Annotated in this window: 18 protein-coding genes; 12 read left to right on the top strand and 6 right to left on the bottom strand. The window is 64.9% G+C overall.

All coding sequences use genetic code 11. The features are described from left to right. The first annotated feature begins 80 nt into the window (after window positions 1–80). Entirely contained in the window at window positions 81–1,532 is a 1,452-nt protein-coding gene (gene rlmD / locus IEX97_RS03240) for a 23S rRNA (uracil(1939)-C(5))-methyltransferase RlmD (protein ID WP_188881112.1), read from the top strand. Here the strand turns inward: rlmD and IEX97_RS03235 are convergent. Both IEX97_RS03235 and IEX97_RS03230 read right to left on the bottom strand, forming a co-directional pair. Then, window positions 1,527–1,991, bottom strand: a complete 465-nt coding sequence (locus IEX97_RS03235) for a DUF1284 domain-containing protein (protein ID WP_188881111.1) — start codon at window positions 1,989–1,991, stop codon at window positions 1,527–1,529. The two genes, rlmD and IEX97_RS03235, sit on opposite strands and share 6 nt — an antisense overlap. 122 nt (window positions 1,992–2,113) lie before the next feature. Continuing rightward, window positions 2,114–2,797 (bottom strand): trimeric intracellular cation channel family protein, encoded by a 684-nt coding sequence (locus IEX97_RS03230; RefSeq protein WP_308426177.1) that lies wholly within the window; start codon window positions 2,795–2,797, stop codon window positions 2,114–2,116. Between the two features lie 190 nt (window positions 2,798–2,987). Here IEX97_RS03230 and chrA point away from each other — a divergent pair, with 190 nt between their 5' ends. From chrA to IEX97_RS03195, 7 genes are all read left to right on the top strand, one after another. Beyond that, on the top strand, window positions 2,988–4,223 hold the full coding sequence (chrA, locus tag IEX97_RS03225; protein ID WP_188881109.1) for a chromate efflux transporter: 1,236 nt from the start codon (window positions 2,988–2,990) through the stop codon (window positions 4,221–4,223). 107 nt (window positions 4,224–4,330) lie between these two features. Beyond that, the gene (locus tag IEX97_RS03220) at window positions 4,331–4,804 is read left to right on the top strand and encodes a universal stress protein (protein WP_229776317.1); all 474 of its coding nucleotides are present in this window, start codon (window positions 4,331–4,333) and stop codon (window positions 4,802–4,804) included. An 89-nt stretch (window positions 4,805–4,893) separates the two neighbouring features. Then, a complete protein-coding gene (locus IEX97_RS03215) occupies window positions 4,894–5,163 on the top strand; it encodes a hypothetical protein (protein WP_188881107.1) in 270 nt (89 codons plus the stop codon). Between the two features lie 28 nt (window positions 5,164–5,191). After that, window positions 5,192–6,838: a spore germination protein gene (locus IEX97_RS03210; RefSeq protein ID WP_188881106.1), complete on the top strand. Its 1,647-nt coding sequence runs from the start codon at window positions 5,192–5,194 to the stop codon at window positions 6,836–6,838. 10 nt (window positions 6,839–6,848) lie between these two features. Beyond that, window positions 6,849–8,045, top strand: coding sequence for a Ger(x)C family spore germination protein (locus IEX97_RS03205; RefSeq protein ID WP_188881105.1), 1,197 nt, complete (start codon window positions 6,849–6,851; stop codon window positions 8,043–8,045). Beyond that, entirely contained in the window at window positions 8,046–8,270 is a 225-nt protein-coding gene (locus IEX97_RS03200; RefSeq protein ID WP_188881103.1) for a hypothetical protein, read from the top strand. Between the two features lie 22 nt (window positions 8,271–8,292). Then, the gene (locus IEX97_RS03195) at window positions 8,293–9,363 is read left to right on the top strand and encodes a GerAB/ArcD/ProY family transporter (RefSeq protein ID WP_188881102.1); all 1,071 of its coding nucleotides are present in this window, start codon (window positions 8,293–8,295) and stop codon (window positions 9,361–9,363) included. Window positions 9,364–9,422: 59 nt separating this feature from the next. On the opposite strand, the gene IEX97_RS03190 is transcribed toward IEX97_RS03195, so the two are convergent. Continuing rightward, window positions 9,423–10,763: a cation:proton antiporter gene (locus IEX97_RS03190; protein WP_188881101.1), complete on the bottom strand. Its 1,341-nt coding sequence runs from the start codon at window positions 10,761–10,763 to the stop codon at window positions 9,423–9,425. 298 nt (window positions 10,764–11,061) lie between these two features. Here IEX97_RS03190 and lysA point away from each other — a divergent pair, with 298 nt between their 5' ends. Continuing rightward, window positions 11,062–12,390 carry a diaminopimelate decarboxylase gene (gene lysA / locus IEX97_RS03185; protein ID WP_373289383.1) on the top strand — a complete coding sequence of 443 codons (1,329 nt, stop codon included), beginning with the start codon at window positions 11,062–11,064 and terminating at the stop codon, window positions 12,388–12,390. 57 nt (window positions 12,391–12,447) lie between these two features. Beyond that, window positions 12,448–13,971: a fumarate hydratase gene (locus IEX97_RS03180; protein WP_188881100.1), complete on the top strand. Its 1,524-nt coding sequence runs from the start codon at window positions 12,448–12,450 to the stop codon at window positions 13,969–13,971. A 78-nt stretch (window positions 13,972–14,049) separates the two neighbouring features. Here the strand turns inward: IEX97_RS03180 and IEX97_RS03175 are convergent, their stop codons facing one another. After that, entirely contained in the window at window positions 14,050–15,402 is a 1,353-nt protein-coding gene (locus IEX97_RS03175) for a lipopolysaccharide biosynthesis protein (RefSeq protein WP_188881099.1), read from the bottom strand. 85 nt (window positions 15,403–15,487) lie between these two features. Continuing rightward, entirely contained in the window at window positions 15,488–16,150 is a 663-nt protein-coding gene (locus IEX97_RS03170) for an HD-GYP domain-containing protein (protein WP_188881098.1), read from the bottom strand. A gap of 352 nt (window positions 16,151–16,502) precedes the next feature. Between IEX97_RS03170 and pepF the strand changes: the two genes are divergently transcribed. Together pepF and IEX97_RS03160 are read left to right on the top strand one after the other, a co-directional pair. Then, entirely contained in the window at window positions 16,503–18,437 is a 1,935-nt protein-coding gene (gene pepF, locus IEX97_RS03165; RefSeq protein ID WP_229776314.1) for an oligoendopeptidase F, read from the top strand. A 3-nt stretch (window positions 18,438–18,440) separates the two neighbouring features. Then, window positions 18,441–19,412: a GNAT family N-acetyltransferase gene (locus IEX97_RS03160; protein ID WP_188881096.1), complete on the top strand. Its 972-nt coding sequence runs from the start codon at window positions 18,441–18,443 to the stop codon at window positions 19,410–19,412. Between the two features lie 31 nt (window positions 19,413–19,443). On the opposite strand, the gene IEX97_RS03155 is transcribed toward IEX97_RS03160, so the two are convergent. After that, window positions 19,444–21,003, bottom strand: a complete 1,560-nt coding sequence (locus tag IEX97_RS03155; protein WP_188881095.1) for an ATP-binding protein — start codon at window positions 21,001–21,003, stop codon at window positions 19,444–19,446. Window positions 21,004–21,075 lie beyond the last annotated feature (72 nt).

Genomic DNA, 21,075 nt, shown 5'->3' with positions numbered 1-21,075 from the left:
AGGCGCCGCGGGCGCGGCCGCCGTTGGCGCGGCACTTCGGTTGAACGCCAAGGTCAACACGATGGACGCGGAGGAACGGCATGCGTGCAGGCGAACGGCATCTGGCCACAGCGGTGCGGTTGAACGACGACGGGGAAGGCATCGCGTACATCGACGGGCTGACGGTGTTCGTGCCCGGCCTTCTGCCGGGGGAGCAGGCATGGGTGGAAGTGACGCAGGTGGCGCGCCGCTACGGGCGCGCCCGCCTCGTCTCGGCGCCGGAACCTGTGCCCACCACGGCTGCGCGCCAAGACGCGGCAGAGGGAGCGCAGTACGAAGGCCGCCGCGGACCGGCGGCTGCCACCGTGGCGACGGACGGGAATGGGTATGCGATGGCGGACACGGGGCGCGTCCTGCCCAAGTGCGCGGTGTTCGGTGCATGCGGCGGCTGTCAGTTGCAGCACTTGGCATACCCGCGGCAGCTTGAGCACAAGCGGCGCGTGGTGGAGGCGGCGCTGCGGCGGATTGGCCGCTTGGCGGACGTGCCGGTGGCGCCGGTGCTCGGGATGGACAACCCGTGGCGGTACCGGAACCAGATCCAGGTACCTCTGCGGTGGACGGATCCGCCTGGCCGGTTGACGGCCGGCTTTTTTGCCATGGGAAGCCACGAACTGGTGCCGACGGAGGCGTGTCACCTGGCCAGTGCGGCGATGGAACAGACCGTCCGCGCGGTGGTGCGTGTGCTGGCAGACGCCCTCGGCCCGGCCGCAGCGGACGTGCATCACCTCATCGTCCGCGAGTCGTATACGACCGGCGAGCAGATGGTGGTGCTCGTCGCGGCGCGGCAGGATCTCGACCTGCGCCAGGTGGTGGATGATCTGCTTGCGCTTCCCCGCGTGGTGAGCGTCTGCCGGACGGTGCAGCCGTACCGGACCGGGCCCGTCTGGGGCCCGACCGTGGAAGTGCTCGGCGGCAAGGCCGCGCTCACGGAGCGCATCGAAGGGCTGGAGTTTCTCATCTCCCCGCGGTCGTTCTTTCAGGTGAACACCGCCCAAGCGCGCGTCCTCTATGCCCAGGTGGTGCAGGCGGCAGCGCTGCAGCCGACGGACGTGGTCCTCGACGCGTACTGTGGCACGGGGACCATCGCCCTGGTCTTGGCGCGGCAGGCGCGCAAGGTGGTGGGTGTGGAGCAGGTGCCGGCGGCGGTGGCGGACGCGCGCCGCAACGCGGCGCACAACGGGATCGCCCACGCGGTGTTCCTCACGGGGGCGGTGGAGCGCATTCTGCCCAGGCTCTGCACCCAGGAGCACTTCGATGTGGTGGTGCTCGATCCGCCGCGCAAAGGGTGTGCGCCCCAGGTGCTGGCGGCGGTGGTGGCCGCTCGCCCGCGCCGCATCATCTACGTGTCGTGCAACCCGGCCACCCTCGCCCGCGACCTGCGCGTACTGGCGGACGGGGGCTTTGTGGTGCGCCGGGTGCAACCGGTGGACATGTTTCCCCAGACGAGCCACATCGAGTGTTGCGCCTTGCTGGATTTGTCCGGTGCGTCATGAAAAGCAAGACGTGTTCCTCGTCGCATCATGCGTCCCATCTCCGACAGGAAACAACCCTTCCCCGGCCCGGATGCGGCGCAGGCCGTCTTCACACACCCCGTATGGCAGCCATGGACAGGTACTGCACAAGCGCGGGATATCGGCGGGTACAAAACGTGCGCCGAGCACCACCTCAAGTTCTCGCCATGGCCGCATGTCGCCGGGAGATAGGCCGGATTGGGCGAGGACGGCCGCGTCTCGTCGCTGGACGTTTCCGTCTTCGCAGTGGCGCGGTTGGTCGGGTGGAAAGTGATCGCACAAGTCGTCGGGGCCGTCCACGAGCTCGACGAGGGTGTCGGGCTGGCGGCGCAGTGTGGCGTGAATGCGCGTCATGTTGGCTGTGAACGCCGCAGAGTAGCCCATCCCGCGATAGCCGAGCAGACACAACAGGTGGTGGCCGCGCAGGCGGATTCTCTTCATCTTGGCTCCCCTCCCGCGAAGGTGGTGTACGTGCCAAGGCGTCGCGGGTGTCCGAACGCACGGCTTACGGCGGTGCACCCGCAGTGCATCCAAGCGTCCCGCATCTTTGCCCAGTTGGCGTATCAAACCGAACCGGGCCTGCCATGGATTTCACCCTCTGCGCTGGCCGCCGGTTGCGGCCGGCCGGCCAGGCGAGGGGTTCGGAATGGCTTGCGCGGGATGTGCCAATTGCGCCAGACGGAGAGCAGGCGCAGCGCAAAGATGGCTGCAAACAGCACATACAACCGCACTGGATGACGGCCGTCCACCCATCCCAGGCCAATCACCAAACCGGCCAGCATCGCCCAGACGGCGTAGATCTCCTCGCGCAGGACAAACGGCTTGCGCCCTGCCAGCACATCGCGGATGAGACCGCCGCCGATGCCGGTCAACACCGCGGCCATCACCACGGCGATGAGCGGGTAGTGCATCTGTTTTGCGTACAATGCACCCTGGATGGCGAAGGCGGATAACCCGATGGCGTCAAAGACGACAATCCACCGTTTTCCGTGCAGCAACCAGCGCGTCGGCAGAAGCAAGATGGCCACCAGTGTTCCAAATGCTGCTAAGAACATGCTCGTCTGAGACCAGAAGCTCTTCAACGGGATCCCGACGACCACGTTCCTCAGGATCCCGCCGCCGAATGAGGTGACAAAGCCGAGCACGCAGACGCCGAACATGTCGTACTGTTCCTCTATCGCAACCACAGCACCGCTCGCAGCATACGCCATGACGCCGACGAAGCTGAAGAGATCCCACGCCACCATGTGTCCTCTCACGGCTCCTTTCATCCGAAGCTCATTCTACGTCGGGGACGCACCGGTTGTCGACCGTATGGTACAATGGAGGCAACTGTGGCGCATCTCGCACGGCCATACCCAACCGGCTGCAAACCAGTCTTCCGTTGGTCGGCGTCCAAGCGGCCGGATATCGGCATGTTGCGTGGGGGGATGTCGTATGCGGCAAGAAACCAACTCGGGCAGTGCAACCGGAGGCAACGCATCACGCGGATCGGTTGGAGAGGTATTCCAAGTCGCGCTTCGTCTCGGCCTCACATCGTTCGGCGGGCCCATCGCCCATCTCGGGTATTTTCACGACGAATATGTACAACGACGGCGTTGGCTGGATGAACAGGATTATGCCGATCTCGTTGCCTTATGCCAGTTCCTCCCTGGTCCCGCGAGCAGCCAGGTGGGTATCGCCATCGGCATCCGTCGGGCCGGGCTGCTCGGCGGGCTGGCCGCATGGGCTGGGTTCACGCTTCCGTCCGCCGTCGCCTTGGTCGTCTTCGCGTACATCTTAACCGGTACGCATGTGCAACATCCAGGTTGGTTGCATGGGATGATGCTGGTCGCCGTGGCTGTCGTGGCCCAAGCGGTGTGGTCGATGGCGACCAGATTCGCCACCGGCAAAGCGCCTGGAACCATTGCCCTGGTGTCCGCTGTGCTCTCGCTGCTGTGGCCTTCCAGTGTCGTTCAGGTGGCCATCATCGCGGCGGCCGGGATGGTGGGCTGGCGGTGGCTCGCCCCGTCTTCGGCAACTGTGGCGGGAGATGCCGGCATGTTCTCCGTCCCCATCCGCCGGCGCACGGCGGCAGGGAGTTTGGCGTGCTTTTTTGCGCTTCTGCTGGCGCTGCCGGTGCTGCGCGCCATCACCCACAACCAGACCCTCGCCGTGATCGACAGCTTTTACCGGGCAGGCGCGCTGGTGTTCGGAGGCGGACACGTCGTGCTCCCGCTGTTGGAAAACCAAGTTGTGCCGCCAGGTTGGGTGACCAAGGATCAATTCTTGGCCGGATACGGTGCGGCGCAAGCCGTGCCCGGGCCGTTGTTTACCTTCGCCGCTTACCTGGGCGCGGTGATGAGGCCGTATCCGCATGGCGTCCTCGGAGCAGCTGTCGCCTTGGTGGCCATCTTCCTTCCTGCCTTTCTCCTGGTAGTGGGGGTGTTGCCATTTTGGGACGCGCTGCGGCGCCGCCCGGGTTGCCATGCGGCACTCGCGGGGGTGAACGCGGCGGTGGTCGGAGTGCTCGCGGCAGCCTTATACAACCCGGTCTTCACGACGGCGGTGCGGACGCCGGCCGACCTTTGTGTGGCCATCGTGGCGTACGGATGGATCGCCATGTGGCGGCTGCCCGTGTGGGGTGCGGTGATCCTTTCTGCGTTTGCGGGGATGATGCTGTCCTGGATCTGAGTTGCCTCGGCCGTTCGTACTAGTCCGATGGGTTGAAGATATCCTGTGCACGGCTTCGCTGGGACCGGTCATTCCGTGTCTGTTCGTGTGCGCGGCCATGGCGGATGATGGAGTCGGAGAACGTCATCGCCATCCGCCAATGGATGGCCGCGGGGGTGTTTCAGATGAAGATCCTGTGGGCGGTCGATCATGTCAACCCGGCCGGAAACGCGGTGCTGCTGACCAAGTTCTTTTTGTCCCACATCGATGACGCTTGGCTGACGGTGCTGCATGTGTCGCGCCAAAACGCATCCGTTTATTACAAGACCCCGATTGGCTTGCGCCAAATCCTCACTCGCGATGAACTTTTGCGCACAAAGGAGATAGAAGAGCTTGTCCTGCATGAATTCCAGCCTTGGCGGACGCGGGTGAAGTTCCGGCATGAGATAGGCGATCCGGCGCATACGATTGGCGAGGTGGCGCGCGAAGAAGGGGCCGATCTCGTCATCGTCGGCGGATCGAACCGGCACATGCTGCGGATGGGACCGGTGGTGCATGAACTGCTCCAACGCACCGAGCTGCCGGTTTTGGTCTCGCATTGACCTGTGACGCCACGCCGTTTGGCGATGACGCCATGCCGTTTGGCCTGATGGACACCGATGCATACAGGTTGTGTGAAGGAGGGTTCGTCATGCGGACCACGGCAGAGGCAGCGGCGCAGGCAGACCGGGTACCGCACGAAGCGCAGGACCGGCTCATCGGGCTGCTGGCATTGCGTTACGGGCTGGTGCCTGATTCCGTGCAGGCGGCCATTCGCCACATCGACGACGCCAAAGTGCTCGAGGATCTCATCCGCCGGGTGGAAAGCGAGGTGAGAGCGCGCGGATTCGCCGTTTGGCCCGGCACGGATGACGATTTCACCGCTCATGTTCTCCGCGCGGACGGGAAACACTGGTCATGAAGACCATCCTGGCAGCGGGAGGGAACCCATGAACAAAACGACACGGCTGCGCCCGCTGACACGGCGACAGGACCCTGCTTCGGCTTCCCGTTCGCCCGAGGATGATCCTGGAAAGACGCCCCAGCAGCATGCGTCGCAAGCGCAAGCTCCATCCGGACAAGGACAGGAAGCAGAACGCGGCGCATGGGAAGAGCGCCCGCTCGCGCCGCGCTTGTCCGAAAACGAAGCGGCGCTGCGGGAGCTGTTTTGCGACTGCTCCGATGTGGTATTCCGCAAGGTGCGCGTCCCGGATACCGAATGGCTCATCGTGTACATCGACGGCTTGGTGAAGACGGACGACCTGCATATGCACGCCCTGTATCCGCTCTTGTTTGAGGATCCTGAGCATCCGGATGTGGTGCGTTCCCTGGACACCGTGCTGCAGATGGGGTTGTCGGTTTCCCAGGTTCTAGAGGTTCACACCCTGGGCGAGGCGGTGGAGCGTATCCTGTCTGCGCACGCGGTGCTGCTCATGGACGGGCAGACGAAGGGGCTTGCGCTCAACATCGTCAACACCAACCGCCGTCAGGTGGCGGAACCGCTGTCCGAGACCGTCATCCGAGGCCCGCGGGAAGGTTTCACCGAGGTGTTGCGCACCAACACCGCGCTGTTGCGCCAGCGCATTCGCACCCCCAACTTGAAGATGGTGCCGTTCACCATCGGTACGCAGACCCGAACCCAGGTGGTGTTGGCGTACATCGAAGGACTTGCCGATAAGAAGGTCATCGCGGAGGTTACACAGCGTCTCAAGAACATTCGTTTGGACGCGGTGCTCGAAAGCGGTTACCTCGAGGAATTGCTGCGCGACAGCCCGCGTTCGCCGTTTCCGCAGATGCAGTACTCAGAGCGGCCCGACACGGTCGCGGCGCAACTGCTCGAGGGGCGATTCGCCGTCTTCACGGACGGAACGCCGTTTGTCCTCACCGGGCCCATCACGTTTTGGCAGATGCTGCAGTCGAGCGAGGACTACTATGAGCAATTTTGGATGTCCAATGCCATTCGGTGGCTTCGCTTCGGGTTCTTCCTCATCGCGCTGTTGTTGCCGGCGTTTTACATCGCCACCATCACCTATCACCAGGATATGATCCCGACGAGCCTGGTGCTGACGGTGGCCGCGGCGCGCGAAACCATCCCTTTTCCCGCCCTCATCGAGGCGTTGATCATGGAAATCTCGTTCGAAGCGCTCCGCGAGGCGAGCATTCGTCTGCCACGGACGGTCGGACAGGCGGTCAGCATTCTGGGTGCGCTCGTCATCGGTCAGGCGGCGGTGCAGGCGGGGATTGTCTCCGCGCCGATGGTGATTGTGGTGGCGCTCACCGGGATCGCATCGTTCACCATTCCCAAATTCAACGCCGCCATCACCATTCGCATGCTGCGGTTTCCGCTGATGCTGTTGGCGGCCGTGTTGGGGTTGTTCGGCATCGTCCTCGGCGTGTTCTGGATTGCGGTGCACCTGTGTTCGCTGCGGTCGTTCGGGGTACCGTACCTGGCGGGCGTGGCGCCTTACCGGCCGGGTGAGCTCAAAGACATCCTCGTGCGCGCGCCGTGGTGGCACATGGATGCGCGGCCGTGGTCGTATGCAAAAGCGAACCGGCGGCGGATGCCGGACGGCCTGCGGCCGTCACCGCGCCGGTGAAGGGCGGGGGATGGCGTTGGCTGGGCGACGGCGAACCGTGGCGGCGGCTGTGGCAGCGTCCCTGTTTCTCTCCGGATGCTGGGACCGGCGCGAGATCAACGATGTCGCCTTCGTGGTCGCGACCGCCATCGACAAAGCGGGACCCCGTTACCGGGTCATGGTCCAAATCCCGTTGCCGGGCCAAATGGGCACCCTGGGGCAGAGCGGCGGCGGCGGGACAAGCGGCACCAAGACGTTTTACGTGGACTCGGCGGTCGGTGACACCATCCGGGAAGCCAACAGCGAACTGCAGCTCGCCATGTCGCGCAGGATGAGCTTTGCGCACATGCGGGTGTTGCTCATCGGCGAGGACTTGGCGCGCGTCGGGATCTCGCCGGTCATCGACGTCAACGCCCGCATTCCGCAAAACCGGCTGACCGCGTTCATGCTCGTCGTCAAGGGGCAGGGCGGCAGCGTGCTCAACGCGGACGCACCCATGGAGCGCTACCCGGCGGAGATGATCCGCGAGTTGGCAGGGACGCAGACGATGAAAAACCCGCGGCGGATCCGGGATGTGTTGCACGCGCTGATTTCAGACGGGCTCGATCCGGTGTTGCCCGCCATCTCGGTGGTGAAAACAGAGCCTGAAGGCGAACACGACGCGGTATCGACCATTCGTGTGGCCGGTTATGCGGTCTTCCGCGGTGACCGGTTGGCTGGGTATCTCGAAGGCGGCGCCGCGGAAGGGTTGCTTTGGGCGATGAATCAGGCGAAAAACCCGGTCATCACGGTGAAGCCGCCGAAGGGCGAAGGGAAAATCACCATCCAGTTCCCCCAGACCGATGCCTCGCTGCGCGTTCGGATGAGGCAGGGACAACCGGTGTACTCGTTGCGGATCCGGGCGACCGGCGCCGTGATTGAAAACGAATCGAATTACGACCTGGCGGCTGGAGAAAATATGGAAGTCATCGAACGAACCGCCAAGCGCGTCATCGAACAGGAGGTCTACCAGGCGCTTGCCGCCCTCCAGCACCGGTTTCACGCCGATCCCATCGGTTACGGCGATGCGCTCCACCGGCAGCAGTACGCCGTGTGGCGCAAGCTGCGCACGCATTGGGACGAGGTGTACACGAAGGTGCACACCGTGGTCGACGCGGAGGTGCAGGTGGAGAACACGGGGAATGTGCGCGAGCCGATGGGCATTCCACGCAAGGAGTTGACGGAGTGAATGACGCGGAACTTGTTTGAGTTCATCGCGGTGGCCGGCGCGTTCTTCCTGTTTCAGATCCCGGATTTGCGCCAGGCCAACTGGTTCACGCGCATCCTCTCCGGTTCGCTGTATGTGGTGGCGGGCGCGCTGTGGCTGTTGTCCGGGCCCATCACCCATGTGCCGACGTTCACCGATCTCGTGGAACGGGCGTTGCGCCCCATCCTGCCACCCGTCGGTCCGTGAGCCAGAGAGGGCGGAAAGACAGATGGAGAAGGTATCACGCCGCCAGGCTATCCTCATCGGCAGCAGCTACATGTTCATCGTCACCATCATCAACCTCCCGGCACAGGTGGCGCAGGTGGACAAGCAAGGGGCATGGTACGATATTCCCACGGCGGCTGCGGCGGCCGCATTGTCCCTCTGCCTCATCTGGGCGGTCATGCGCCGCTTCCCCGATCAGGACTACCTCGCGGTGCTGGTCAACCACCTGAAGCTGGCGGGGCGCATGCTGGTGCTCCTGTACATGTTTTTCTTTTTTCTCATCTCGTCGCGCGACCTGCGGTTGCTCGTCGACATCGTCAGCGTCTCCCTGTTGCCGCAAACGCCCACCTTGCTCATCGGATCGCTCGTGGTCTTCAGCGGCGCCATGGCGGTGCGGGCCGGAATTGAGGTGGCCTCGCGCATGGCCGAGCTGTTCTACCCGGTGTTGGCGTACGCCGTCGTCTTCATGTTGGTGTGCCTGACCAAAGACTTTCATTGGGATTTTCTGCAACCTGTCTTTGAGAACGGATGGCAAGGGTGGCTGCGCGGTTCCTGGGTCCTGTTCGGCTATCTCGGAGAGGTCATCGTCCTGCCGCTCATCTTCACGGATCGGACGTTCGACCTCAAACGCGGCCTGGTGGCGCTCGGCATCGGCACGCTGATGCTCGAGCTGTCGTTCGTCGGCACGACGCTGGTGCTCGGCAGTGAGATCACCGCGCGCCTCATGTATCCCGTATATGAACAGGTGCGCCAGATCATCATCACCGACTTCTTGGACCGGTTTGATCTGTTCATCATCAGCCTGTGGATGCCGATGATGTTCCTGAAGATCGCGTTTGACCTGTACGTCGTCTGCCACGCAGGCGAAACGTTGTTCCACCGGGTGGCGCCGGGCCGCCATCTCACCTTCCCGGTCGGATTGTTGACCGTCGCCAGTTCGATGTGGCTGTTCCGGCGCTCCGTCGACGTCATTCGTCTCAATTGGAACTGGACCGTGTTCACGTTGGTGTTCGCGCTGGTCATCCCGGCATGCTCGTTGGTCTTGCTGCTGTTTCGCCGCGCCCCGGCGCGCTGAAGCCCGCTTGCTGTGCGCCGGGGTGCGGGCGGTCCACATGCCCGTGGCCGCTTCGTCCTTTACCCCGACTCATGGGACGGGACGAGCTGCGGATCGAACGCGACCTCCTCTTGGACCTTCTGGATCACCAGGTGTTCGTCCCCTGGCATCAGCCGTCGGCCGCGCACGAGCACACCGCGCAGCCAGGCGCCCGCCATCCACGACGTCACCAGCGCCAGCATGACGAGGATGGCGAAGAACGTCTGGTTGATGATCCCGAGCGTGTACGCCACGGTCGACAGGACAATCCCTGGACCACCGCGCGCATTCATCGCGGCCGCCAGGTTCATGCTGGTGAGGTGATCGCAACGTACGGCCCGGCACGTCAAGTAGACGACCAACCCTTGCGCGGCGGTGGCGAACAGGGCGTAGAGGATGAAGAATCCGAGGTTGAAGTGCTGGGCCAGGTTGAGCTGCAGCCCCACAATCGCAAAGTACAACGGGATGAAGAACGAGAACGAGATGTCGCGCACACTGGCTTCCACCCGCTGGAACAGGTGCGGCGGCAGCGTCAGCTTGGTGGCGATGCCGGCCAAGAGCGCGCCGAACATGACATCGACGTTCAGGTAACCCGCGATGTCGGACAAGGCAAACAGGATGACGAGGAAATAACCCACGAACGACGCCCGGAACAACAGGTTGGCAGGCCAGGACGTCACCTTGCGCAAGAAGCGCGGCACGATGAGCAGGCATACCATCAGGAACGAGAACGTCACCGCGACGCTCTTGAGCAAGACGGCCGCGCTGACCCCGTGCTTGGAACTGACGATGCCGGATGCCACCGCGAGCGCCACCCAGAGGATGATGTCGTGCACGCCGGCGATGGTGATGACCAACCGGGCGAACCGCGCGTGGATGATGCCCAAGTCGTGCATGATCTTCGAGATGACCGGAATGGACGTGACGGCGATGGAGATGGCGATGACAATCCGCAGCGCCAGCAGGTTGTGGTCAGGTCCGAGAAACTGCGCCGGGTTGAACACATACGTCGCCAACCAGCCGACGGCGAACGGAATGACGGTCGAACCCGCGATGACGGCGGCGCCCAACTTCACGTCCTCCCGCGGAAAACGGGCTTGAAAGCGAAGGCCTGACACGAACATCAAGAGGATAAGCCCGAACTGGTAGATGAGCCCGAACAGCTTGCCTTCCGCAGGGAAACCGAGGTAGACCCACGAGAATACGTGCGGGAAGAAGTGACCCAGGCACGTGGGGCCGATGAGCAAACCGGCGGCCACTTCCCCGATGACCCGCGGGATGGTGAGGCGTTCCGCCAGGTAGCCGAACAGGTTGGCCGCGACCAAAAGAGCCACGAGGCCGAGCAGAAAGCGGGCCAGTTCGGCTCCGGTCAAGCTGAACATGCGCATTTCCTCCTTTTCACGGATGTGTGGTGCGTTTCGTGGATTCGTGGTGAGCCGTGCCGCGGCCGGCCGGCGCGAAGGATGCGGACGGCACTGTTACCGTATGCGGAGCGAGGCCGCCCCGCCAGGACACGCGTCCGCATGTTGTCCGCCCCGCGCCCTGGGTTCCGCGGCCGCCTGCTCCTTGGGGAAGATCCTGGGTCCGCCGCAGCCTTCTGGCCAGATGGGCGCAGATTTGTTATGTTGAAGTGAGTGGACAACGGGGAGGGTGAAACGGGCGTTGAAGCTGGAAGGTACGATGAAGATAGGGCCAGAAGGACACTTGTGGATTGGCGGTTGTGACACCGTGGCGTTGGCGCGCCGCTTCGGGACGCCGCTTTTCGTCTACGATGAGGCGTATTTGCGCGCCCGCATCCGTGCGTTTCACGACGCATTCGCGACGACCGGCCTGCGGTACGAGGTGGCGTACGCGGCCAAGGCGTTTTGTGCCCTCGCCATGTGCCAATTGGTGCAGGAGGAGGGCTGCGCGCTCGACGTCGTGTCGGGGGGCGAGCTGTATACCGCACTTGCCGCCGGCTTTCCGCCGGAGCGCATCCACATGCACGGGAACAACAAGACCATGGCCGAGATTGAATACGGCATCGAGTCGGGCATCGGCGCGTTCGTCGTCGACAACTTCACTGAGCTGGAGATGGTCGAGGAGGCTGCGCACCGGCTGGGCCGGACGGTGGACGTGTTGCTGCGCGTCGCCCCCGGCGTGGAGGCGCATACGCATGAGTTCATCTCCACCGGCCAACAGGACAGCAAGTTCGGTTTCGACCGCGCGACCGGGCAAGCCCGCCAGGCGATGGCACGCGTGCGCGAATTGAACCACCTGCGCTGCATCGGGTTGCACGCGCACATCGGATCGCAGATCTTTGAGACGGAGGGCTTCATCGCAGCCATCGAGCGCATGGCGGAGGTGTACGAAGAGGGTGTGCGCATGGGACTGCCGCTTGCGGTGCTCAACGTCGGCGGCGGTTTCGGCATCCGCTACACCGACGAGGACGATCCGCTGCCCATCCGCCAGTACGTGGAGGCCATCGCCGGGGCGGTCAAGTCTGCCTTCACGGCGCGCGGCCTCGCCATCCCGGCCGTCTGGGTGGAGCCGGGGCGCAGCATCGCCGGCCCGGCCGGCATCACGCTCTACACGGTCGGTACGCAAAAGGTCATCCCCGGGGTGCGCAACTACGTGGCGGTCGACGGCGGCATGACCGACAACCCGCGCTACGCGTTGTACGGCGCCAAGTACGAGGCGGTTCTCGCCAACCGGGCGCACGAGGCGGCGGATGAAGTGTGGACGGTGGCCGGCAAGTGCTGCGAGAGCGGCGACATCCTCATCCGCGACGCGCGGCTCGCTCCGCCGCGCCCGGGCGACATCCTGGCTGTCTTTGGCACGGGAGCCTACAACTACGCCATGATCAGCCACTACAACCGGATCCCGCATGCGGCGGTCGTGTTTGTGCGCGACGGCAAGACAGCGCTCGTCGTGGAGCGCGAGACGTGGGCGGACGTTGCCCGTTTCGACCGGCCGCTGCGGTATGAAGCGGAAGGGGAGACCGCGGCCGTCGGCGGCGCCATCCGTTGACGGCGCGCGGGACTTCACTGTGGCCAAGGGCCACAGTGCGCGGAGGGGAGATGCGGGATGAACGCGATGCAGGAGAGCCTGGTTGAACTGATCACGGAGACGTCGACCAACCTGCCGCCCGACGTGCGGCGGGCCATCAAGCGGGCGGCCGTGGCGGAGGAGTTGGGTACGCGCGCGGCGTTAGCCCTCTCGACCATCATCGACAACATCGTTTCGGCGGAGGAGGACGTGCAGCCCATCTGCCAGGACACCGGCATGCCGACGTTCATCGTCCACTGCCCGGTGGGGTTCAACCAGATCAAAATGGCGGAGGACATCCGCGCGGCGGTCGCGGAAGCGACGCGGCGGGGGAAACTGCGCCCCAACTCGGTCGATCCGCTCACCGGCAAGAACTCGGGCGACAACCTGGGCCCTGGCACCCCGGTCATCCACTTCCATCAGTGGGAGCAAGATGAGGTGGAGGTCAAACTCATCCTCAAGGGCGGCGGCTGCGAGAACAAAAACATCCAGTATTCGCTGCCGACCGACCTGCCGGGCCTCGGCCGGGCCGGGCGCGATCTCGACGGCATCCGCAAGTGCATCCTGCATGCGGTCTACCAGGCACAGGGCCAGGGCTGCAGCGCCGGTTTCATCGGCGTCGGCATCGGCGGCGACCGCACGAGCGGCTACGAGCTGGCGAAGGAGCAGTTGTTCCGCCCGGTCGATGACGAGAACCCGAACCCGACGCTCGCCAAGCTCGAGCGCTACATTATGGAAAAGGCGAACCAACTCGAAATCGGCACCATGGGGTTCGGCGGCCGCGTGACGCTGCTCGGCTGCAAGATTGGCGTCGCCAACCGCCTGCCGGCGAGCTTTTTCGTCTCGGTGGCCTACAATTGCTGGGCATTCCGGCGGCTCGGCGTCGTGATCGATCCGGAAAGCGGCCGCATCAAGCGCTGGCTGTACCGCGACCACGAGGAGCGGCTGGAGCGGCCGCAAGGCGGCTTCGACACCAGCCGGGCGGTGGTGCTGCAGGCACCCATATCCGAAGCACAGATCCGTTCGCTCAAGGTGGGCGACGTGGTGCTCGTCCGCGGCGAGGTCCACACCGGCCGCGACGAACTGCACAAGTATCTTATGCACCACGACAGCCCGGTCGACTTGCGGGGTGGCATCATCTACCATTGTGGACCGGTGATGCTCAAGGACGAAGCGGGCGAATGGCAGGTGAAGGCGGCGGGGCCGACCACCAGCGCGCGCGAGGAGCCGTACCAGGCGGACATCATCGAGAAGTTCGGTATCCGCGCCATCATCGGCAAGGGCGGTATGGGGCAGAAAACCCTGGCCGGCCTGCAGAAGTGCGGCGCGGTGTATCTGAACGCCATCGGCGGGGCCGCCCAGTTTTACGCCCGGTGTGTGAAACGGGTCAAGGGGGTGCACTTCCTCGAGCAGTTCGGGATTCCGGAAGCGATGTGGCACCTCGAAGTCGATGATTTCCCCGCCATTGTGACGATGGACGCGCACGGCAACAGCCTGCATAAAGAAGTGGAGGAGCAGTCCCTGCTCAAGCTGGAGCAGCTCAAGGACCCGGTATTCGTTTGAGGGCGGGTTCTCTCGATGCGGATGGTTGGCCGGCAGGCGCGGCGTGCGGTTGCCCTCGCGGCAGAGCGGGAGCAACCGTCACGCCGCGCCTTGTTTCCGGCGGGTCACGCGCCGCCACATGCGCTGTGCCATTTGGCGGTAGGGGGCGAGATCGCCCGCGCGGATGGTATACAGGTCGCGGGCAGGCGTACCGGTATGGCGCGCGAACCAAGCCACGTACAGGGCGTAGCTGACCACGTAGGAGGTGGTGGACGCCACGGCGCCGCCGGCCAGCCCCAGCCGCGGTACGGCCGCCGCCGCGACCGCGGCGCACATGGCGGCCGAGACGCCGTTCATCCAGATGGAGATGCGCGGATTGCCCAGTTGATTGGTGGCATATTGGATGATGAGCAGGCCGCTCGCCCGGAAGACCAGGCCGGGCAGCAGGATGAGGAACGGCACGACCGCGGGCTGGTAGCGCGCACCGAAGACGGTGACGATGAGCCACGGGAACGTCACGCACATCACCGCCGCCACCGCCGTGGCGGAAAGCAGGGTCTGGCGGACAGCGGCCTGAGTGATGCGGATGGCGTCCTGGCGCGGGCCGCCCGTCATGCGGGTAAAGACCACCGAAGCCACCGAGTTGGCGATGGTGACGAGCACTTCGGACGAAGTGACGGCAATCCCGTAGTCCGAAGCCACCCGGGCCGGCAACATGCCGAGCACCCACCAAAAATCCATGCGCAGGTTGGCGTAGTTGACCACGTACGAGACGGACAACCAACTGCCATAGTCCAAGGTGCCGCGGATGTGGTGGCGCGACCAGCCACGCCAGGCGGGAAAGAGGTTTTGCAACCTGCCCTGGCGCCGCAGGCGCCAAAAGGCGATGCCGACGGAACACAGGGCGGCGACGGCGAAGCTGAGCCACCAGAGCCGGTAGGTCCAAAGGATGCGCGCCGATTCCGGAAGCTGCCGGTGCAGCCAGAGCGGGACGTACGTCACGAGGAACAGCAAGGGTTGCACCGTGTTGGCACGGTTCAGCCATGTGATCTCGTCACTGCCTTGCAGCAACCGGGTGCCGAAACCGAACACGAAGTTCAGCGGCATGCAAGCGACGGCCCACGCCCATGCGGCCGACAAGTGCAGGCCGAGCACCCGCACGAGCAGCCACTCGCCCCCCCACACCAAGACACAGGCGAACGCGACAAACCACGTTCCGGTATGGACGATGCGCTCTGTGTCCGCGGGGGATTTCGGCAGGGCGTAGGCGTAGTATCCTGTGTAGCCGCCGACGAACGTGGTGCCGGTGGTCGTCACCGTGCCGGCAAACTGGAACTGGACGCGGTCCCCTTTGGCGAGGGTCCGTGCCGCCAGCGCGCTGTTGATAAACGCCAGGAACGACAGCAGCACCTTGTTCAAAAACGTGAACACAGTCTGGGTTGCGGTGCGCACACGTTCATCTCCGTTTATCGGCCGCAGCGGGCCGCATTCAACACTTTTCCACAACTTCGCCGTATCCACGGTATCATGGAAGGAGTCAGAGTACAAGGGGGGAAAACATTACCCCGCTCTGCTGCCGGACGGGCGCATGCAGCTCGTAATAGAGGCGGCGGATGCTGTCGAAATGGCGGACGAACAGCGCGACGAGCTCGGGATCAAACTGGGAACCGCGCGCGGCCACCATCTCGCCGAGCGCCGCATCGAGCGACAGGGGCGAGCGGTACGGGCGGGCGGAGGTCATCGCGTCAAACGCGTCCGCCAACGCGGCAATCCGGGCGTCGAGCGGGATGTGTTCTCCGCGCAGGCCGTCCGGGTAACCCCGGCCATCATACCGTTCGTGGTGGTGGAGCGCCACCGAGACAGCCTGAGCAAGCCCGGGGATGGCGGCGAGCGTTTCCGCACCGAGGCGGGGGTGGCGCCGCAGCAGCGCCGCCTCGGCAGGGGTGAGCCGGCCTGGTTTCTCCAGAATCCGTTCTGGAAGGTACAGCTTACCAAGGTCGTGCAGCAATCCGGCGCACGCCACATCGCGGGCGTGCTGCGGCGACAGGCCGCCGTATACCTTCTCGGCCAGCAGCAAGAAATAGGCGGAGACGCGTTGCGCATGGCGGTACGTCTCCGGAGCCTTGGCCGCGATGGCGAGACACAAAGCGTGCAGGACGCGATGGGCAGGCCATGCGTGCGGGGGCAAGCGGCGGAACATGCGCTATCCCTCCCGGGCTGCGTGCTGTACCGCGGGCGTCGCCCGGGCCGCGCGCGGATGCGAACGGTCCGCGGGTGGTGCACGCGGGGTTCAGGTTGATTTCCGCACATTCCTGCGCTTGCGTCAACGACGTACGGAAGAAACGATGCGCCTCGGGCAAACTCGGGCAAAATGGAACAGACCGGATCGCGCGGTGTGTGCAGCATGCCCGGCAGCCGGCGGGTGTGCAGGGGGTGCGGCGGTGTATTACAATGATGGCGTCGAGTCAGGCTCTTCCAGTTGTCGCCTGCGTATCCGCCGTTCCTTGGCGCCTGCGTAAACCAATCGTCCGTACGGACGAGGAGGGATCTGCTTGGATAGATGGTTGAAGACAGAGATGTGCGCCGGTCCGGCGCCTGTCGCTTGGGCCGAGCCGGAACGGGCAGGGGCGTACCCTGCGCGGTTGGTACGGGCTGCGGAAGACAGCAAGGCGGAAGGCGGCGTGGCCACCGCGGAGTTGCCTTTGCGCAGCGAGATCGAGGACCGGTACAAGTGGCGCCTCGAGGACATGTATGCAGTAGATGCGCTTTGGGAGCAGGATGCGCAGAGACTGCGCCAATTGCTGCAGGAACTGGCGGCAGAAAACGGCCGGTTGGGCGAATCGGCCGAGCACCTGCTGCGCGCGCTCCGGCTGCAGGACCAGATAAGCGAGCTCATCGGCCGCCTGTACGCATACGCGCGCATGCGGCGGGATGAAGACAACACGAATGCGAAATACCAGGCGTTGACCGACAGCGCGATGAAGCTGTACGTCGAGGTCCAGGCAACGCGGGCGTTCCTCGAACCGGAGATCCTCTCGATACCGGAGGAGCGGTTGCAAGCGTTCTTGTCCGCGTGTGAACCGCTGCGCCAGTACCGGTTTCTCCTCGAAGAATTATTGCGCCAGAAACCGCATGTGCTCTCACGCGAACAGGAGGAGATCCTGGCGGCGTTCGGTGAGGTGACGCAGGCACCGAGCCAGATCTTCACCATGTTCAACAACGCCGACACCCGCTTCCCGAAGATCCGGGATGAACAAGGCCGCGAGGTGGAGGTGACGCACGGGCGTTACATCCAGTTTCTCGAGAGCCGCAACCGGGATGTGCGCAAAGCGGCGTTCGACGCGGTGTACAGCACGTACGCCAAGCACCGCAATACCCTGGCCGCCATCTACGGCAGCAGTGTCAAGAAGGATGTGGTGTACGCCCGGTTGCGCCGGTACGAGTCGGCCCGGCAAATGGCGCTCGATGCCGACAACGTGCCCGTCTCGGTGTACGACAACCTGATTGCGGCGGTGCGGGAGGCGCTGCCCAGCCTGCACAAGTACCTGGCGTTGCGCAAACGGGTGCTCGGCCTCGACGAGCTGCACATGTACGACCTGTACACCCCCATCGTCGGCGATGTGGACTGGCGGATGTCGTACGAAGAGGCGGTGGAAGTGGTGCTGCGGGCGGTGGCGCCGCTCGGGGAGGAGTACGTCCAGGTCGCACGGGAGGGGCTGACCTCCGGCTGGGTCGACGTGTTCGAGAACAAGGGCAAGACGAGCGGCGCGTATTCCTGGGGCACGTACGGCGTCCATCCGTACATCCTTCTCAACTATCAAGGCAACCTGCACGACGTGTTCACGCTCGCGCACGAACTCGGGCATGCGATGCACACGTATTTCTCGCACAAGCACCAGCCGGTGACGTACGCCGACTACACCATCTTCGTGGCCGAGGTGGCCTCGACGTGCAACGAGGCCCTCTTGATGCATCACCTGTTGCAAAACACGAATGACAAAAAACGCCGGGCGTACCTCATCAATCACCAGTTGGAAGGGGTGCGCGGCACCCTCATTCGCCAGACGATGTTCGCGGAATTCGAGAAGCTCACCCATGAGCAGGTCGAGCAGGGCGGGGCGCTCACACCCGATTGGTTGTGCCGGACGTATTACGACCTCAACCGGGCGTACTTCTCCGCCGTGTGCCACGTCGATGAAGACATCCAATTGGAGTGGGCGCGCATTCCCCACTTTTACAACGCGTTTTACGTCTACAAGTACGCCACCGGCATCTCCGCGGCCACCGCGCTGGCGCAGAAGATCTTGACGGAAGGCGAGCCGGCCGTGACGCGTTACCTCGAGTTTTTGAAGAGCGGCGGATCGGATTACCCCATCCAGCTGTTGCGCAAGGCGGGCGTCGACATGGAGTCGCCCGAGCCGGTGCGCGCGACGCTTCGTCAGTTCGATGCCCTGGTGGATGAACTGGCGGCGCTGTTGGAGGCGTGAACGATGCGCAGGCGGCTGCGGATCGCCTTGTTGGCCGCTTCGCTGGCGGTCTTCGCGCTTTGCGCCTTGGCCGCCCTCGGCCTGCGCGCGCTCGGTCGTCCGCTGCCGTTGTGGATGGGCGTGGGGTTGACCTACGGCGGCGTGTTCACGCTGTTCTGGTGGCTCGACCGGTTTGGCCGGGCGGCGAGCCGGCTGCGGGCGGAACGGGATGCGCGCCGGCCGGTGCCTCGCCCGCGTCCCCGGCCGGCCGAGGGGGCGCCGGGCGGCATCCAGGGAGGCGGAGCATCCGCTGCGGCACACGGCGCGGGACGCGGCGCAAGCAGTACGCTGCCGGCGAATGCAGGCGGATGGGACGATGCCGGATTGGGTTCCGCCGGGGGTACGGCACGGAGGTCGTCTTTGCGGCGCGTCCCGCCCCAAGAAGCCCAACGGCTGCAGGCGCTGCTCGACGCTGCGGCGGCGGAGTTGCAGGTGTTGGCGGAGTGGCCGGCCGCACGGGGCGCCGCAGACGCCGTACCGCAGACGGGCAGGTGGCGCGCCGACGAATGGCTGGCGGACCCGGCGCGCCACGTGTTCTTCATCGTCGGACCAGACCGTGCGGGCAGATCCGGCGTCCCACCGGGTGCCGGCCCGGATGTCGCCGGTTGTTGCGCACTGCACATCGGCCCGGACAGGACGGCCGAGATCACCCTCGTCTATGTCGATCCGCTGTGGCGCCGGCTGGGGTTGGCAAGCGAGGCGGTAGAGGCGATGGCGTCGTTTGCGCAGCTGCTCGGGGGGACGTCCGTCTGGGTGCGCTTGCCGCCCGGCAACGCCCGGGCGCGGCGGTTTTTCCAGCAGCTCCAATTTCGCCCGCGCGCCGCAACGGGCGGGCCACCGGCTGGCGAAGGCCCTGCAGCCGCCGCAGCCGCCGCGGCGGCGAACCGGGAAGCGGCGGAGGTGTGGGTCCGTCCGCTCGACACCCTGCCTGGCTGAGCGAGCGTCCGTTGTCCGCGCGTGGCCCTCGTCAGACGGTGGCGTCCGCGTTGCGCGGTTCGCGTTCCGGCTTGTGCGTGCACTGCAGGCGGACGGTGACGCGCGTGCCGCGCCCCGGTGCGCTGTCGATGTCGATTTTCCCCTGGTGCGCCTCGACAATCCGCTTGCATATGAACAACCCCAACCCGGTCCCGCTGGCCTTGGTGGTGTAAAACGGCGTGAATGCGCGCCGCACCTGGTCCGGGTCCATGCCGAGGCCCGTGTCTTCGACGACGATATCGACCATCTGGCCGTGCACGCGCGCGGACAGGCGAATGGTGTCGTTCTGGGTGCATGCCTGGAGCGCATTCTGGATGATGTTGAGCACCACCTGTTTCAGTTGGTTCTCATCTCCCCACACCCAGACACCGCGCGGCAGGGGGGTCACGTCAAACCGCACCGAATGCAGCGACATCTCGGGCTGGATGAACTCGGCCACCGCTTCGAGCAGGGCGGCCACGTCGACGTGGGCGAACCGCGGCGGGTTCGGCCGGGCCAGCGACATGAAATCGGTGACCAGGTGGTGGATGCGGTCGAGCTCTTCGATGGTCAGCTCCAAGAACCGCTTGTCCTCCTCCGACGACAGCCGTTTCAAAAACAGCTGCAGGAATCCGCGCGCCGTCGTCAGCGGGTTGCGGATTTCATGGGCGATGCCCGCGGTCAAGGACGTCAAGAGCGACAGCTTTTCGGCGTCCTGGGCACGCGCCTCAAGGCGCTTGAGCTGGGTCACGTTGCGGAAGACGCCAATCTTGCCGGACAGTTGGCCGGTGCTGTCATACAAACAGCGGATGTCCGCCTGATAGACCTGGTCGTCGAGCGTCAACTCCGCATGGTCCGCTTCTTCCTGCCGCGTCAGCGCGTGCATCGCGCAGCGAACGCGATCGGAGATGGGCAGCGGATGGCGCTCCTGCACCATTTCTCCCTGCGCGTTCAGATACACCACGTGGTATTCGATTTGGCTCAGCAAGCTGTGGTGCATGCGCAGGGTATCTTCCCGCGACGCCTCCACCTCGAGCCAATTCAGGATGGCCACCGCCGCCGATTGGACCAGCGTGATGAGCGACGGATCGAGCGTCGGGGACGGGACGGCGACCGCGATGGCTCCGATGAGCGACCCCGAGATGAGGGGTGCGCCGGCGGTCGACCACTCGTGCAGGGCGCGGTGGTAGTGTTCCGCTCCTTCCCACCAAGCGAGCTGGCGCGTGGCGATGGCGCTGCCGATCCCGTTGTTGCCCAGGTAGCGCTCGTCCACATTGACACCCGTCTCGATCCCGCTTTGCCGCAGGGCTTCCACCGCCGCAGGGGCGCCCATCATGTCGACCAGCCAGCACTCGCTGTCGCACAACAGCACGGCGCCTTGCCAAGATGCCATGTCTTTCAGCAACCGGTTGAAATGGGCGCGCGCCGCGCGGATGAGCGGGAAGTTGCGCTGGCAGATGCGGCCGAGGTCAGCCTGGTTGAGCCGCGGCAGGGCGAGTTGGTCGGTCTGCCGCAACCAAATACGGCACCGTTCCCAGCCGCCGACGACTTCCGGGCGGATGCGCGCGGTCACCCATGCTGGCGCAGCGCCGGTGCGAAACTGTTCCCACGCGGAGCGGATGTTCTGTTGTAGGTCTTCGGCTCG

Source organism: Paenalicyclobacillus cellulosilyticus (assembly GCF_014647315.1).
Lineage (GTDB): Bacteria > Bacillota > Bacilli > Alicyclobacillales > Alicyclobacillaceae > Alicyclobacillus_J > Alicyclobacillus_J cellulosilyticus.
Note: the sequence above shows the minus strand (reverse complement) of the source record. Positions and strands in the feature narration are given on the sequence as shown.